General features: G+C 41.8%; 18 protein-coding genes. 11 read left to right on the forward strand and 7 right to left on the reverse strand.

The genetic code is table 11. From position 1 onward, the window contains the following. Window positions 1–7 precede the first annotated feature (7 nt). A complete protein-coding gene (locus G7092_RS11380; protein ID WP_166089284.1) occupies window positions 8–1795 on the reverse strand; it encodes an ABC transporter ATP-binding protein in 1788 nt (595 codons plus the stop codon). A 361-nt stretch (window positions 1796–2156) separates the two neighbouring features. Here G7092_RS11380 and G7092_RS11385 point away from each other — a divergent pair, with 361 nt between their 5' ends. From G7092_RS11385 to G7092_RS11430, 10 genes are all read left to right on the forward strand, one after another. Further along, on the forward strand, window positions 2157–2396 hold the full coding sequence (locus tag G7092_RS11385) for a hypothetical protein (RefSeq protein WP_166089286.1): 240 nt from the start codon (window positions 2157–2159) through the stop codon (window positions 2394–2396). A gap of 240 nt (window positions 2397–2636) precedes the next feature. Next, on the forward strand, window positions 2637–3722 hold the full coding sequence (locus tag G7092_RS11390) for a Glu/Leu/Phe/Val family dehydrogenase (protein ID WP_166089288.1): 1086 nt from the start codon (window positions 2637–2639) through the stop codon (window positions 3720–3722). A 48-nt stretch (window positions 3723–3770) separates the two neighbouring features. Beyond that, window positions 3771–4718 carry a transcription antitermination protein NusB gene (locus tag G7092_RS11395; protein ID WP_166089290.1) on the forward strand — a complete coding sequence of 316 codons (948 nt, stop codon included), beginning with the start codon at window positions 3771–3773 and terminating at the stop codon, window positions 4716–4718. 11 nt (window positions 4719–4729) lie between these two features. Continuing rightward, the gene (locus G7092_RS11400) at window positions 4730–5185 is read left to right on the forward strand and encodes a DUF1573 domain-containing protein (RefSeq protein WP_166089292.1); all 456 of its coding nucleotides are present in this window, start codon (window positions 4730–4732) and stop codon (window positions 5183–5185) included. Between the two features lie 14 nt (window positions 5186–5199). Then, complete coding sequence (yajC, locus tag G7092_RS11405) at window positions 5200–5529, forward strand: preprotein translocase subunit YajC (RefSeq protein ID WP_166089294.1); 330 nt, start codon at window positions 5200–5202, stop codon at window positions 5527–5529. Window positions 5530–5702: 173 nt separating this feature from the next. Next, entirely contained in the window at window positions 5703–6650 is a 948-nt protein-coding gene (locus G7092_RS11410) for a CdaR family protein (RefSeq protein ID WP_166089296.1), read from the forward strand. Window positions 6651–6926: 276 nt separating this feature from the next. Continuing rightward, window positions 6927–7520: a dephospho-CoA kinase gene (gene coaE / locus G7092_RS11415; protein ID WP_166089298.1), complete on the forward strand. Its 594-nt coding sequence runs from the start codon at window positions 6927–6929 to the stop codon at window positions 7518–7520. A 72-nt stretch (window positions 7521–7592) separates the two neighbouring features. Beyond that, window positions 7593–8528, forward strand: coding sequence for an MBL fold metallo-hydrolase (locus G7092_RS11420; RefSeq protein WP_166089300.1), 936 nt, complete (start codon window positions 7593–7595; stop codon window positions 8526–8528). A gap of 323 nt (window positions 8529–8851) precedes the next feature. Further along, window positions 8852–9028: a C1orf53 family protein gene (locus G7092_RS11425; RefSeq protein WP_166089302.1), complete on the forward strand. Its 177-nt coding sequence runs from the start codon at window positions 8852–8854 to the stop codon at window positions 9026–9028. Between the two features lie 84 nt (window positions 9029–9112). Next, window positions 9113–9562 (forward strand): MarR family winged helix-turn-helix transcriptional regulator, encoded by a 450-nt coding sequence (locus G7092_RS11430; protein WP_166089304.1) that lies wholly within the window; start codon window positions 9113–9115, stop codon window positions 9560–9562. Between the two features lie 114 nt (window positions 9563–9676). Here the strand turns inward: G7092_RS11430 and G7092_RS11435 are convergent, their stop codons facing one another. The 5 genes from G7092_RS11435 to G7092_RS11455 all read right to left on the reverse strand — a co-directional run bounded on the left by G7092_RS11435 (window position 9677) and on the right by G7092_RS11455 (window position 13918). Then, window positions 9677–10660 (reverse strand): aldo/keto reductase, encoded by a 984-nt coding sequence (locus tag G7092_RS11435; RefSeq protein ID WP_166089307.1) that lies wholly within the window; start codon window positions 10658–10660, stop codon window positions 9677–9679. Between the two features lie 87 nt (window positions 10661–10747). After that, a complete protein-coding gene (locus G7092_RS11440; protein WP_166089309.1) occupies window positions 10748–11830 on the reverse strand; it encodes a family 10 glycosylhydrolase in 1083 nt (360 codons plus the stop codon). Window positions 11831–11835: 5 nt separating this feature from the next. Further along, window positions 11836–12978 (reverse strand): carbohydrate-binding family 9-like protein, encoded by a 1143-nt coding sequence (locus G7092_RS11445; protein WP_166089312.1) that lies wholly within the window; start codon window positions 12976–12978, stop codon window positions 11836–11838. Beyond that, entirely contained in the window at window positions 12978–13382 is a 405-nt protein-coding gene (locus G7092_RS11450) for an EVE domain-containing protein (RefSeq protein WP_166089314.1), read from the reverse strand. The genes G7092_RS11445 and G7092_RS11450 overlap by 1 nt, the downstream gene beginning before the upstream one ends. A gap of 167 nt (window positions 13383–13549) precedes the next feature. Continuing rightward, complete coding sequence (locus G7092_RS11455) at window positions 13550–13918, reverse strand: nuclear transport factor 2 family protein (protein WP_166089316.1); 369 nt, start codon at window positions 13916–13918, stop codon at window positions 13550–13552. Between the two features lie 208 nt (window positions 13919–14126). Between G7092_RS11455 and G7092_RS11460 the strand changes: the two genes are divergently transcribed. Next, window positions 14127–16451 (forward strand): family 20 glycosylhydrolase, encoded by a 2325-nt coding sequence (locus tag G7092_RS11460; RefSeq protein ID WP_166089318.1) that lies wholly within the window; start codon window positions 14127–14129, stop codon window positions 16449–16451. Window positions 16452–16511: 60 nt separating this feature from the next. On the opposite strand, the gene G7092_RS11465 is transcribed toward G7092_RS11460, so the two are convergent. Continuing rightward, window positions 16512–16904: a hypothetical protein gene (locus G7092_RS11465; protein WP_166089320.1), complete on the reverse strand. Its 393-nt coding sequence runs from the start codon at window positions 16902–16904 to the stop codon at window positions 16512–16514. Window positions 16905–16957 lie beyond the last annotated feature (53 nt).

The raw sequence follows: 16957 nt of genomic DNA on the forward strand, positions 1-16957 counted from the left end.
AAAAAAATCAGGCGTCTTGCTCTTCTTCCAGCAATTGTTTTTCGTATAGTTCAAAGTAAGTTCCTTTGAGTTGCATCAGGAAATCGTGGTTGCCATGTTCTACAATCCGGCCATTATCCATTACCAAAATCTTGTCGGCATTTTTGATGGTTGATATACGGTGGGCTATAATGATACTGGTTTTATTTTGCATTACCCGCCCCAGGTTGTTTAATATCTCCTCTTCGGTACGGGTATCAACTGCCGACAGGCAATCGTCAAAGATCAATATCTGCGGGTGTTTAAAAATAGCCCGGGCAATGGATACCCGCTGCTTTTGTCCGCCCGATAAAGTTACGCCCCGCTCTCCTATCAGGGTTTCAAAACCTTGTTCCAGTTCTACAATATTATTGTATACTGCGGCATCTTTGGCGGCCTGTTCTACAAGTGGCATATTCAGTACATCAGCGCTAAAAGCGATGTTATTGGCAATAGTATCCGAAAACAGGAAAACTTCCTGTGGTACAAAGCCTACCTGCGAACGATAGCCCTCCAGATTCAATTGTTTTACCGAAACACCGTCAATAGCTATCTCACCGGCCGTGGTATCATACATGCGCATCACCAAATTGGCAATGGTTGATTTCCCGGACCCTGTACGACCGATAATAGCTACCATTTGCCCGGGCTCCACAGTGAACGACACATCCTTTAAAGCCTCGATGCCCGTATCGGGATAAGTGAATGATACATGGTTAAACGTAATGGCTCCTTCAACAGTACGAACAGGTACATTAGGCGATATGATATCGGGTTTTTCATGCAAAAACTCATTGATACGTTTTTGGGAGGCGGCCGCACGCTGGATCAGTGAGGTTACCCAGCCCAGTGATATCACCGGCATAGAGAGCATGTTCAGATATACAATAAACTCCGCGATGTTACCCGAGGTAATATTACCCTTCATCACCTCAACCCCGCCAACATAAATAGTGATCACGGTACTTAAACCCACCAGCAACAGCATAGTTGGATAAAACATCGCCTGTACTTTTACCAGATCCATAGAGTGTGTCTTATAGTTTTCGCTCTCTGCGGCAAAATTCTTACGTACAAAGCCTTCCCTTACATATGATTTGATAACCCGGATACCCGAAAAATTCTCCTGCACAAAACTCGACAGGGCCGACAGCCTCTCCTGGATCTGTTCGCTCCGCTGGTTAATCACGTTGTTTACGTAATAGATAACCCCGGCCAGTATAGGTAATGGTAATACGGAAAGAATAGCCAGCCTCACATTTACCGTAAGCATGGCGTATATCACCAGTATAAACAGCACCACCGTATTGATGGTATACATAATACCCGGCCCCAGATACATGCGCACGCGACTCACATCCTCGGTAACACGGTTCATCAGATCGCCCGTATTATGGCGACGGTAAAAAGCGAGCGATAGTTCCTGGTAATGATGATATATCTCGTTTTTAAGATCATACTCGATATGCCGCGACATGAGGATGATGGTTTGCCGCATAAAAAACAGGAACAGTCCACGCAACAGCGCCAACACCAATACCAGTACACCAAACAACATCAGGCTGCTGCCAAAAATATCATAGATCATGCTTTGCCTGTTAAACCCGGCAAAAAGCTGGTAGGCGCCGATGTTTTCGGTCACCAGGTCAAAAGCTACCCGGATCACCTGTGCAGGCAGCACCCCGAAAATATTAGAGATGATCACAAATAGCACACCGGGTATTAGCCGCCAGCGATACTTGTAAAAGAATTTATTAAGGTAAGCAAGGTCTTTCATATTTATGTTGTCCGGAAGTCCGGGGAGCCGGAAAATCCGAAAGATATCGTTGCCGGATATCGTTTAATCAAAAGTATTAAAAAGTTGGCAGAGTGGTTGAATTGAAAAGTCGGAATGATGTAAGAAAATAACCAGGTATCAGGTCTTGTTAAATTTCTTCTCTCTGCCCACAGGCTTTTTAATTTAATCATCCCCCTTAAAAATAGCTTATTTATATCAATAAATCCACTCATAAAGTATTAATACGATTAACACTTCATATTATTATTAACATACTGCTAATCAATAAATAAACAGCTCTTAATTTATTAGTTATTATTTTATATTTGATAAATCTATAACCATTTTTAAACTAAAAATTATGAAGAATTTCCAACATCTAGGTTCCAAAGTATTGAACCGCACCGATCTTAAAAACATTAAAGGAGCGGGTAGCGGTGAGTCTGCCATATGTGATAACGCCGGAAGGTCCTGCAGCCGTTATTGCTCCTCTGGCTTTTCAAACGGATATAGTTCATTTGTACAATGCGTCAGCGCTTTTAATCCATGGCCATGCTCTCCGTTAAATGAGTGGGGAGTTGTTTGTGGCAGCTATAATTGAGCAAAACACAGGTATGCTTACTTAGGTTATAACTAAGTAAGCATACCTGTAATTAACCGGGTGCATTTATTGTTATTATTCGCAGTTTATACTCCTTTGTAACTACCTTATTACATATAGCTTACCATAAACGTGGTCTAAAAACAGGTCGGTTAGCACTTCCCCGCTAATAAACTTTGTCAGAATAAAAAAAACCTCTACTTTTGTCCACGCCTTAAAACATTTACTATCGTATAACTAATGCCCGTTCAAGAACAACCGGAATCTATATTCAATCAGCTCGACGCCTTTGGGCACAAAAAAGTTGTATTCTGCAGCGATCCGGATACGGGTTTAAAAGCCATCATAGCTATTCATGATACTACGCTGGGCCCTGCTTTTGGCAGTACCCGCATGTGGAGCTACAGAACCGAGGCAGATGCTTTAAACGATGTATTGCGCCTTTCAAAAAGCATGACCTATAAATGTGCCATTGCCGGCCTTAACATGGGCGGCGGTTACTCCGTAATTATAGGCGATTCGCGCAAGGATAAAACCGAAGCGCTGATGCGCAAGTTTGGTCGCTTTATTAAAAATCTTAACGGCGAGTTTATTACTTCTGAGGATGTAGGCACCAATCCGCGCGATATGGAATACATCCGTATGGAAACCGAGCATGTTACCGGCATACCCGAAAGTTTGGGAGGCAGCGGCGATCCGTCGCCAGTGGCCGCGCAGGGTGTTTTTCAGGGTATTAAAGCCTGCGTAAAAGAACAATTCGGCAGTGATAGCCTTACCGGCAAATCGGTTATTGTACAAGGCGTTGGCCATGTTGGCGAACACCTGGTACGTTTGCTTCGCGATGAAAATGTAAAAGTTTACGTGAGCGATATTCAGGAAGAGCGCATTGGCCAGATAGCCAAAAGATATGGTGCCGAAGCCGTATCCAATAACAGTATATTTGATATTGATGCCGACATTTACGCACCATGCGCTTTAGGCGGCACTATTAATACACAAACCATCAATAAACTTAAATGCAGCATTATAGCAGGCTCGGCCAATAACCAGTTGCTTGATGAAGCCGAACATGGCGCCATGCTTTTAGAGAAAGGTATTTTGTTTGCGCCTGATTACGTGATCAATGCGGGTGGCATTATCAATTGCTATTCGGAGTTGATGAGTTTTAGCAAGAAACGTACTATGCAGCTTACCGAAAACATTTATGAGGTAACACGCAATATTTTAAAACTTTCTAAATCAGAAAACATTTCTACCGTTAAGGCAGCCAATAAAATTGCCGAAAAACGGATAGCGGATATTAAAAAAGTAAAATCGTCTTATTAAAATCATACTTAACCATTTGCCAGCTGGCAAATCAAATCGTTCTTACACATGTTAAACAGAAGGCACCTCCGGGTAAAGGTATTACAGGCACTATACGCGTATCATCAGTCAGATACTAAAGACGTAAGGCTACACGAAAAAAATATGTTGCATGGCATCGACCAGGTATTTGAAATGTACATCTGGATGCTATCATTAATTTCAGAAGTGGCCAATTACGCGGCTAATGACGCGGAAGAACGTGCCAATAAGCACTTACCAACTGCCGAAGACTTAAATGCCAATCGTAAAATATTGAGCAACAGATTTATCGTTACCCTTAACGATAACCGCGATTACCTGATCGCGTTAAAAAAGTATAAAGTAGAATGGCATTTTGAGCCCGAACTGGCCAAAACCCTGTTCACCACGCTCAAAAATTCGCCCGAGTATGCCGAATACCTGGCCAAAACCGGCGATACCATTCAAACAGATAAAGACATCATTAAATTCATCTTCAAAAAAGTGATCTTGAAATCGTCATTAGCCGAACAGGTTTTTGAAGATAAGTTTATTTTTTGGCCGGTTGACCGCGATGTATTACAGGCATTAATTGCTAAAACATTCAAAAATTTCGCATCAGAAGATGCCAAACAAAACCACCTGGCCGAAATTACCGGCAACTGGATAGAGGACCGCGATTTTGTGGTGAATCTTTTTGATCAAAGCATCCGGTTTGATAAACCTTACCAGGAGTTAATAGCCGCCAAAACCCAAAACTGGGAGCCAGAGCGTATTGCGATGATGGATACCCTGTTGATGAAAATGGCTATCACCGAGTTTATTAACTTCACCTCCATTCCGGTTAAAGTAACCATTAACGAGTACCTGGAGATATCTAAAGAGTTTAGCACTCCTAAAAGTAATTCATTTATAAACGGTATCTTAGACAAGATTTTGATTGACCTGAAAGCAGAGAATAAAATCAAAAAAATAGGACGAGGACTAATAGAATAATATTTTAACCGATGAAACGATTATTTTTAAGCTTATTAACCGCAGGCGTATTATTATCGGCCTGTAACCAAACACCCGCCAATGGTGCCGCATCAACCACAGCCGACAGTTCTGCAACAAAAACTGCTGCTACTACAGCCAATGCCGCGACTGCCCCAATCATGAAGTTTGAAAAAGAAAGCCATGATTTTGGCAAGATTAAACAGGGTGATAAGGTTGGTTATGATTTTAAGTTCACCAACAATGGTAAATCTCCGCTGATTATCACAGACGCGGTTGCCAGCTGTGGCTGCACCACCCCCGAGTGGCCTAAAACCCCCATTAAACCAGGCGAAAGCGGTTTAATTAAAGTGGTATTTAACAGTGCAGGTAAAACCGGCTTGCAGGATAAACAAATAACCATTACCGCCAATACCGTACCGGCCCAAACTATGGTACACCTGATTGGCGAGGTATTAACAAAATAACAATAATTAAAAAAATGATAGCTACTATTTTATTACAAGCACCAGCAGGTGGTTCCGGAGGTTTTGGTATGTTAATACCAATGGTATTGATCATCGTGGTGTTTTACTTTTTCATGATCCGCCCGCAGGTTAAAAAGCAAAAAGATCAAAAGAAATATGTTGAGGAATTAAAAAAAGGTGATAAGGTAGTTACTACTGCCGGTATACATGGCCGTATCATTGATTTAAACGAGACCACCTTTTTAGTTGAAGTAGAAAACGGCAAGATCCGTTTTGACAAATCGGCTATCTCGTTAGATGCATCAAAAGCATTAAACACTCCTGCTGCCCCGGTTAAAGGTTAAAGGCAAAAGGTCAAAGGTTCATTCATAAGCGGTTAATAACCCAACAAAGTGTACCTGACTACTAAAAGTTTAACTTTTAGTACATAGAATTTTAAATTCAGGATTTATTAAAGGCGAAAGGCAATTGGTAATAAAAACCTTTATCCTTTCGCCTTTAACCTTTCACCCAAAATATGGCAATAGTAAAATTATCGGCTACAGAACGAAGGCGCTTATCGGCATTTTTTACCTGCCTGGTGTTGGCTGTTTTGGCCTGGTTGTTTACTACGCTATCTACTCCGCAGCCCTATACTATTCAGGAAGTACTTACCTATAAAAACGCTCCTCAGAAACGCGCTTTTCATTCCCTGCAGCCCGATACCGTGAATGCTACCGTACAGGGCACCGGCTGGCAAATGCTTTTTTCGAGCATGAATAAAGAAAGCAAGCCTATCACTATCGATCTTTCGACGCTGGAGACCCGGAATTATGTGGTACTCAACTCACAGCTCAAACAGATCAATCTCAATAAGGATATTACACAGCAGATCATCTCCATTGATCCGGATACCCTGTATTTTGACTTCTCGAACCGTTTGGTAAAAAAAGTCCCGGTACAGCTGATGCTGGGTATCAAATACCGCAAGCAGTTTGCGGTATCGGGTAATATGACCATTAAGCCTGCATACATTACCGTGAGCGGCCCAACCGAACGTTTAAAACAAATAAACCTGTGGAAAACCGATTCGCTGCTGATGAATGATGTGAGCGAAACCGTGAATACCCGTATCAACCTGCAATCGGTTAAAGAAGGTAATTTAAACATGTACCCCAAAACCGTACAGGTGATTATCCCGGTTGATGAGTTTACCGAAAAAACGCTGGATCTGCCGGTTAAGCTTATCAACAATCATAATTACGATAATGTAAAAATATTTCCGCAGCGGGTTAAGATTACTTTCACCACCTCACTGAGCAGATACCCCGACATGACCGAGGACCTGTTTGAAGCCACCGCCGATCTTGACCTCTGGCGCGATCACGGCTATACCACACTCCCGGTAAAACTAACCCGGGTACCTCCCTTTTGTAAAATTGTAAAAGTGAGCCCCACGAATATTGATTTTATTATTAAAAAGTGATTTTGGAGCAAAGGGCATAAACGCTCGAAAAATTAGAATTTTGGCTAAAGCCCCTATTTTTAGTATCGCTATCCGTCCCATAAATGGGACGGCAATGAATAAAAATATTAGAACTGTTCCATATTTATCATTGCCGTTGGCTTTAGCCAACGGATTACAAAGAAAAAACATCGGGCTTTAGCCAAAACTATTCGTTTTGATTCTTCCGAATAGCAATACTCCTTACTCCAAAGAAAAATCCCTTATCTTTGCTCCCCAAATCCTTGCTCCAAAAAAATGCTTAAAATAGGTTTAACAGGTAATATAGGTAGTGGCAAAACTACAGTAGCCAAAGTTTTTGAGCTTTTGGGCATACCTGTTTTTTATGCCGATGATGAGGCTAAAAAAGTAATGGTGACCGATGTTATACTAATTGATGCCTTAAAACAAACTTTTGGCGCTGAGTCATACTTTGAAGATGGCAGCCTGAACCGCAAACATATTGCCGGGATAGTTTTTAATAACGAGGCCGAGCTTAAAAAATTGAATGCCCTGGTACACCCGGCAACTTTCAGGGCTTTTGATAATTGGCTGCAAAACATTCATAGCGCCCCTTATGTGATCAAAGAAGCCGCCCTCCTATTTGAAAGCGACTCTTACAAAATGTGCGACCGCAGCTTGCTTGTATCCGCCCCCTTGGAGAACCGCATAGCACGAGTTATCAAGCGCGACCATATTACACGAGCCGAAGTGGAAAGCCGCGAAGCCCGACAATTTACCGAAGAAAAAAAGAAGCAACTGGCCAACGATGTGATTGTTAATGACGATCATCAGCTGGTTATCCCGCAGGTGCTGGCTTTGCATGAGCAGTATTTGAGAATCAAGAGCTAAGAATCAAGAAATATGAAAATGTTTAGTTTTCGCCTTTTACCTTTCACCCTTCGGCTTTTCCCTTCCATATAAATGATACTCGACGATTTTGTACAGATAGATGAAAAAGGATTGTATTGCAAATACGGCGATTTTTATCTGGATCCTAAACTACCTGCTAAAACAGCGGTAATAACCCATGCCCATGCCGATCATGCGGTGAGTGGTAACCATGATGTTTACTGTACCCGGGCAACAGCCAGTGTGATGCAGCTGCGTTATGACCGTACCGCGGCCAAAGTTTTTAATATAGTAGGGTTTAACGAACCTTTTACCATTGGCAAAGTAACCATTACGCTGATCCCAGCCGGCCATATGCTAGGCTCTGCCCAGGTGCTGATGGAATACGAAGATACCCGCTACCTGTATACCGGCGACTATAAATTACAGCCCGATGATACCTGCGAACCCATTGAATGGGTAACCACCGATGTACTGATCACCGAAAGTACCTTTGCCGATCCGGAGGTGATACACCCCGATCCGGTTGCCGAGATACAAAAGATCAATTCCATCAAAACCAATATCCTGTTAGGCGCTTATGGTTTGGGGAAAAGTCAGCGGCTCATTAACCTGATCAGTGCACATGCACCACAAAAAAAGATACTGGTGCACCACCGCATTATGCCTATCAATGCCATCTATCAAAAAATGGGAATTGTGCTGGGCCCGCATCAAATTTACGGGCGCAAGCTGATGAAGGTGCAGGATGAGTTTGTATACATCGTTCCACCCTTTACTTTCGATAGCTATATCCGGGCTACAGGCGTAACCCGGCTTTTTGCCTCGGGCTGGAAAAATCTGCAGGTTAACCAGCGCGATACCCTGTTTATATCAGACCATGTGGATTGGAACGATATCCTGGAAACCATAGCCCGCACCCAACCCAAACAAATATGGACACTTCATGGTGATGGCCGACATTTAAAAGCCCATTTCAATGATGACATTTTTGTAAAACTGCTTTAAGATTATGCATTTATAATTACCAATTTTTTTAGTAAATTTGTGTAAACAATGGCCCTAACGCTCTTTTTTCAGAGGTGGCTGCTTGTTGAGCTAAGCATAAATATGACCAAAAAGAGGCAATATTCACCCCAAACTATTAACTATCAACTAATTATAACTTTTTAAACTTCAAAAAACGCATTAAAATCGCGTTTAAATTTGTTAAAAAGTGTTAAAATCGATGTTTTTCGAATGTTTTTGAATGCATTTTGGCTCGTTTTTGAGTCGAAATTTGTTAAAATTCAAGGTTTAAAAAGTTTTTATCGCGGCAGCAGTTTAAATAAATGTTAGAGGAAGGAACAGACTATTACATTAATGAGGATGGCAATTTTGTTTTCACAAAAGAGTATCATTTAAAACGCGGTTACTGCTGTAAAAATAAATGCCTGCATTGTCCCTGGAATTATGGAAAAGCCGATATAGCTGATACTGAAAATGGAACAAATAAAAATGAGCTGTAATGAACTATCCTTAGCTTACGTATAGACTTAGCTCAAATTAAAAATAATTAAACATATTTACATTCTTATTGATTGTTACCTATTATGCGCATTGACGACGAAATACAAAGCACAAATTTTGAAGATAATTATCATAAAGTAGCAATTAACATTGCCTACACCTCGGGTTGGTTAAACAACTACTTTAAGCTTCATTTTGATAAATATAATATTACCCAACAACAATTTAATATCCTGAGGATACTAAGGGGCCAATACCCCAATCCGGCAACTATCAATTTGCTGAAAGAACGGATGATTGATAAAATGTCTGACGCATCACGTATAGTTGACCGTCTGATTCAAAAGGAACTGGTTTCGCGCTGTACCAATAATAAAGACAGGCGCGCCGTTGATATCCGCATCAGCGAACTGGGTTTACAAACCCTGTCAAAAATGGATGATGAATTTAAACCCAAAGATATATTGAAAGGTAACCTGAGTGAGGCAGACGCTGCAGCGCTCAGTGATCTGTTGGATAAGCTGAGGGGATAAAAGAAATCAGGTCATGCTGAACTTGTTTCAGCATCCCACATGCCAGGCTTATACTTTAATGAGGGTAAACCAAGCATGTGGGATCCCGAAATAAATTCGGGATAACTCCGGGAACTAAAAATGTCCTCTTATTTTATCAACTATCTCAGCATCATACAATGATCTTAATTGCTGATGAATTCCTGCTGTTAAATGAGGTAATTTTACAGCCTCTACATTACTGTTAACCTGTGTTACTTTGGATGCCCCCGGTATTACTGTGGTAACTTCCGGATGATCCAATATCCAACGAATAGCCCATTGCGGCATTCGCTCATCTGGCAGCAGTTCTTTTATTTTGTTGGATAATTTTATGCCTTCATTAAACTCAATACCCGAAAATGTTTCACCTGCGTTAAAAGCTTCGCCATTGGCATTGTAGTTACGATGATCGTTCTGGGCAAATTGGGTTTCAGCATTAAATTTACCCGACAACAAGCCACTGGCCAGCGGTACCCGCACGATGATAGCCACACCTTTTTCGGCAGCTTTGGCAAACACCTCATCGGCTACGTGCTGCCTGAACAGGTTAAAGATGATCTGTAACGAAGCTAAACCCTCCTGCTCCAGGCAGATCAATGCTTCCTCAGAAGTTTCCACACTGGCGCCGAAATGGCTAATGAGCCCTTGCTCCTGCAATAGCCGTAAATGATCAAACACTTTCCCCCCACGCATTTCTTCGGTAGGGATGCAATGCAGCTGTTCCAGGAATATGCGTGGAATATCCAGATGTCTCAGCGAATCTTCTACCTGCCGTTTCATAGCATCATAGGTAAAATTCTGTGGCCAGCCATTTGGGGCATCGCCACGGCGACCCAGCTTGGTTGCTACGTATACTTTATGATCAACCAGTTTTAAAAATTTACCGATCACGGTTTCGCTAACACCCATACCGTACACATCGGCAGTATCCAGAAAATTGCCGCCGGCATCAGTGTAAGCTTTTAGTATATTGATGGCTTCATATTCGTTCACATTGCCCCAGTCGGCGCTGCCTAATTGCCAGGTGCCTAATCCAACTTCGGCAATGGCTGTGCCTTTAAAATCCCTGTAATTCATAGTGTAGTTTGCTATGCTGTAAAAGTACAAAGCCGTTCTGATAAACAAAACGGCTTTATGAATAGCATTATTGAAATATTCTTTGACCTATGCTTTAAATGCTGCGCTTTCCTGCTTCAGAATATCCAATACCGATGGTGTAACCCTGCCAAAGAAAGATACCCCTGATGCTCCATTTTTCAAAGCATACTGGATACCGGAGCGTACCTCTTCATCATTATTAAAATCAGACAGATAAAGACCGGCATACAACGGAAATTTGTCATTAAGCACATGGATACCTTCGGCAACAGCATCACCTATCCAGCTTACGCTCTCTTTATAAAAGCCGTGATAGATCATCGGGCAAACGCCATCAAGCTTAAAATTTGTCCAATCTTGGCGTACATTACGGCGCGCCACTTCGGGTGTCGGGAAAACGGCTGCCGTGATCGTTTTTTTATGCTGATGAGCCACCGCCGATACCGCGTTCACCACCCGGATAATATTACCATACCTGAACAGGCGCCAGGAAAGACTGGCCTCCGGGTATTGAATAGCTTTGATATCCTTGCCATACTGCTCTTTGAATTTAGCCTGGCAAACTTCGCAGTAGCAAAAATCGTATTCGGGTAGTTCTTTGGTTTGTTCAATTTTGTATTTATCCCATAGGTTTACAGGAAGTATCACATCGCAATAACGTACATAATCCAGGTGGATGCCATCAACATAATCCTTGGTCAGTATATCATTAACAGTACTGGTTAAATAATCCTGAACCTCGGGGCGGGAAGGACAAAGCCAACGGTAGTACTGCACATAGGGTGGCTTATCGGCACAGGAATCACCGTTGCGGCTTTTGCTGTACCATTCCGGATGATCGGTTAATTTTTCGGCACGATTAAAAGTCCATATCCAGCGATGAGCCTCAATACCCACAGCTTTAGCGGCGCGGAAGTGTTTTTCACTATCATTCTCAAAAAATATACCAGTAATACCGGCTGCTTTGTAGGCTGTGTAATTGGTTTTCAGATCCTCGTCCGTATCCTTTAGGTTAGGATTGATCCAAATCCAGTTTTTCATAGCCTTTTTCTTACTGACAGCTACAGGTTCCTTTGCCTGGCTTTTTACAGGTAATTGAGCTGCAACGGTGGCTACTAAACCGGCTTTTAAAAATTCGCGCTTATTCATTGTGTTTAGTGATTGGTGGTTAAAGGTTCAACAAACCCATCCTGGTTAATGGTATAAGTTATTTTATTCTCCTCATCGGTAATTAAAGCTATAAACTGGTGTTTAGTGGCTTCGAGTTGTAAGTTATTAAATTTTTTTAAAATGTTATAACCACTTTCCAATCCCAATTCTTTTAATGATTGCGCGTAACTATGATTTTGCCTTTGCCACTCTTTTTGCTTGTAATAAATCAGCCATAAATACCTTTTTTTCAGTTCGGCATAAGGCATTTCGAATACCACATCATCGGTTTGATGATCACTAAACAGCAAGTATCCAAAGCGTTCCGGATAATGCATATTGATGAGTCCCTGAGATGACCATGCCCAATTATGTTCTGGCCGATCATAACCTGCACTATCCTTCAACTTTTCATATTGCCCGTTTTTAACCTGAGTATCATACTCCACTCTTAAAAAATTGATACGCCATATAGTTCCAGGCCTAGGGTTTACAGCTCTGAAACCAGGATTTACAGCTTTGAAAGGGATAGCCATTTCAACCGTCCAGCCTTTGTCAACATCAACAGGATCATTTAATGTGCCTTGTATTTTAACAGCGGTACGCAAACCGTGAGCATCCCACCCGGACACCGAGTTACCCTGGTTACGGTATGGCTTTGGTAAAAATAGATCAAAAATGGTATTGAGGGCATTAACCTCAATTTCATAATAACCATGAGTTGTGTTGGTTGGATCAATAAAGACCTCAAAATCATTTTCCCTGAAAAGTGCATCATCATGATTTTTTAGTTTGGCCCACACCTGCGGATCATACATTCGGGCAGCCACATACAAACAGCTATCGTCCCATAACATTTTAATGTTGGTTTGTAGTGGTGGTTTAGGTTTTAAGCTACCCTCAATATCTACAAAATCAGTTGTCCATTTAGCCTGTTGCCATTCACTATCACTTATGTCACCATCAATTACAGGAGCCTTTGAGGTATGTTTTACCACATAACTTTCGGGAACGGTAAACAGATTTTCATAGCCTTTAAAAATATCCTGAGCCTGAAGCTGCCAGGGCATCAGCATCACAAAAACAGTAAAAGCCATCATTTTAGGACGGCTTTTAAATAAATGGAGATTAACGATATGTTTTTTCATTAACTGCCCAGTTCTAATATACGGTCAAACTCCTCGCGTTTTAAACCCATTACTGATAGGCGACCTTGCCTAACCAAGCCCACATCTTTTAATTGTTCATCCGCTTTAATGGTTTCCAGGGTTACGGGATGCTTCAGGGTTTCAACCGGCGACAGATCAACCACCACCCAGTTAGGATCTGAAGTTGTTGGATCCTGATAAGCTTCCTTCACTACTTTGGCTATCCCAACCACTTCTTTGCCATCGTTACTATGATAAAACAGCACCAGGTCGCCTTCCTTCATCAAGCGTAAATTATTACGAGCCTGATAATTGCGCACGCCATCCCAAAAAGTACGTCCATCTTTATTAAACTTTTCCCAACTGTATTTAAATGGTTCCGATTTGACTAACCAGTGCTGCATAAATATTTCTGAATTGATTTGTTTTGTAACTGTAAAGATGTCAAAAACTGCCGATAAACTAAAACAGCATTTTGTAAAATCACGGATGTGTACTGACGCACATGAATTCAATAAAAAACCCCGCGACAGGCATCGCAGGGTTTTAGCTTTATAATTGGTTGGTCTGGTTATTGTCCGGGAATGCTATAGAAAAATCTTTCATAAACAATTTTGCCATCCTTAACTTCATATACGCAGATCTCCTGCATATTTACTCTACCCATTCCTTTAAAGGTGACATCCGTATCCATAGTGACTGCAAAAAAGTTTGCGCTTACAATTGGATCGGAAACAGTGCCTCCATGCACCTCTTCTACCGATTCAAACCATTGTTTTGACTTCCCTATAACAGCTTCTTTGCCATTTGTAAATTCCTGGTGAGACCCTTTGGGCTCCTCGCTTACTATATGATCAGCATAAAGCTCATTCATCGCCTCAAAGTTTTTACCCTCACGGCAAAATTGTACTAATGCGTTAGCTACTTCTTGTGTGTTCATAATGGAATGTTTTAATTGGTGGTTCTTTGTATTAAAGTTATCAATAATCTATTCAAAATCACGAACCTACCATTTTAAGTTTAAGTTACCTTTTGCTGAATTTTAGATTGTCAATAATTTGTTACATCAATCATTATACTGATGATTAAATTATTATAAAGTATTTTAGCACAGAACAATCCGGTTTATTCATCATTTTACCTTTATCATGAATCAAAGCTATCCGCCCCGACTAACCTTTCTGTTAATCATTCTAAGTCTCCTGATTTTTACCTTTCAGACCAATGCACAAACACTAAATGATGACCCTCATTTAGGCATCATTCCTGCGCCGGCATCTATAACCAGGGCTCAGGGTACATTCATATTTAGTCAGTTAACACAGATCAAGGCAGACAATATCAAAGACAGGAACGTCGCTTTCCTAAAAGATTTCCTGCTGAATAGCCGGCACTTCAATAACAAGCTATCCAAATACAACTCTAAAGTAAAATCAACTAAAGGAACTACCCTTATATTAACCGCCAAAGGATCAGTAACGCTGCCTAAAGAGGGATATAAACTCACTATCACTCCGCACCGCATTACTATTATTGGTAAGGATGCCGGTATGTTTTATGGTATTCAAACCCTGATGCAATTATTCCCGGTGGAAACCTCAGGCACCGAAAAATTCAATTGCGTGACCATTGAAGATAGTCCCAGGTTTGGCTATCGGGGCATGATGCTGGACGTATCCCGACACTTTTTTACTGTACCACAGGTTAAAAAAGTTATCGAATTGATGGCGGCTTATAAGCTGAACAATTTCCACTGGCATCTGGTGGATGGCCAAGGCTGGCGCATCGAGATCAAGAAATACCCAAAGCTGACGCAGGTTGGTGCCTATAGGATGCAAACCACCTTCGGCAATAACCGTGACTGGCCCGATTCCTTATCTTATGGCGGCTTTTATACCCAGGATGACATTCGCGATGTGGTTAAATTCGCTGCTCAGCGTTACATCAATGTCATTCCCGAAATTGAAATGCCCGCGCATTCCGAGGCTGCTCTGCGAGCCTATCCCGAACTCAGATGCGAGTCGCCTGCTGATAGCAAGATCCCGGCACGCGATATCAACAATATCTATTGCCCTACCGAAGAAACTTTTACTTTCCTGGAGAATGTGCTGACTGAAGTGATGGAGCTTTTTCCAAGCAAATACATTCACATTGGTGGCGACGAGGCAGGCAAACAACCCTGGAAAGAATCTGCTTTTTGCCAGGCGCTGATCAAAGAAAAAGGCCTGAAGGACGAGCACGAACTGCAAAGCTATTTTATACAGCGCATTGAAAAATTCCTGAACTCCAAAGGCCGCACCATTATTGGCTGGGACGAGATACTGGAAGGCGGCCTGGCCCCTAACGCCACCGTAATGAGCTGGACAGGCGAAGCCGGTGGTATTGCCGCCGCCCATCAAAAACATAACGTGATCATGACGCCGCAAACCACCGGTAATTACTTTGACCATTACCAAAGCGGATCGCCGCAGGAGCCGGTTTCATTTGGTCGTTATGCGGCCCTGGACGAAACTTATAATTATGATCCCGTATCCAAAGAGCTAACGCCCGATGAACAAAAATATGTGATAGGTACACAAGGTAACTTATGGACAGAATATGTACCCACCGTAGCCAAACTACAATACCAGATATTACCACGCTTGTTCGCCCTTTCGGAAGTGGCCTGGAGCCTGCCCAAAAATAAAGACTATACCAATTTTTCGGAGATACGCCTGACCAAACATTTTGCCCGTTTAGAAGCTATGCACTATAACTATCGTGTACCAACCGCACTGCCGGTTATTGACACCATGGTTTTTGGCAATAAATTTACGTTTGCACCAAAATCTGTAGTACCCGGTGCCCGGATCTTTATTACCTATAATGGTCGTGATCCGCTGGATACCGATTGGGAGTATATTTCGCCCGTAACCATTGTAGTACCGCCAAATGAAAAGCGCGAATTTAAAACCCGTGTAATTACACCAACCGGTCGGCGTAGTATAGCAACCCGCATACTGATGTATAACCGGGCACTGGTGCCGGCGGCAAACTATACAGCCAATAAACCCGGCCTAAGCTATAAACTGATTAAAAGTAAATTTACCACACCCGAGCAACTGGATTATGCCAGCGCTCCGGATTCAGCCATTACCGATCGTTTAAATGCCGAAGCTTTTAAAAAGGATAATCCCAATTTTGGCGTGGTGTACAGCGGCTATGTCAACATCCCTGCGGATGGGGCTTACAATTTCAGCACAGCATCATACACCGATACCCAGGTATTTATTGATGGTGAAAAAATAACCGAAAGCGAACCTGCCTTGCCATTGGCAAAAGGTTTTCATGCCATTAAGGTGAAATATATTTACAACGCTCCTGTTCCAGCACCGGGATCATACCGGGTTAGGCAAACCCCGCTGCGTGTTTTTATAGCGGCACCTGGCACAGCAGGCAAAAAGGAAATTATGCCGGGAATGTTGTTTAATTGATCATCCGCGATGAAGAAAACAGTGCGTTGTTGAACAATAATGCGCTGCTTTTTTTAACCTTTATTTCAGCTTGTTTAAATTTTGAAGATATAAATTCATAGCGGCATCATCCAGTAAAATTTCCTTACTCATTAAATACTCAGTTGTGGAATTTAAAAAACCTATTCCATTAGAACCATTAAAAGTATCCGGTTTTACAATTACGGATATTAATTTCCAGCCATCCTGATTCATTCTTAAAATTAAGGTATTGGGGAAAACAACTCTATACTTTTCTTTATAATCGATCATGATGGTGGTCTTTATGCTATCGGGATAAAGCTTGTCATAATTAGGATATTGCACTACACAATACCGCTCATCAAAAGAACTATAGATAGTTAATTTATGTGCTTGAGCAAACGCTCCCATAGCTGTAAAGCTGAGGAGCAGGACAATCAAATACTTTTTCATGATTATAAGGCAGATTATGGTTTAAAGGACTAATTACTTCTACGAGCTTTGAT

This window comes from Mucilaginibacter inviolabilis (assembly GCF_011089895.1).
GTDB lineage: Bacteria > Bacteroidota > Bacteroidia > Sphingobacteriales > Sphingobacteriaceae > Mucilaginibacter > Mucilaginibacter inviolabilis.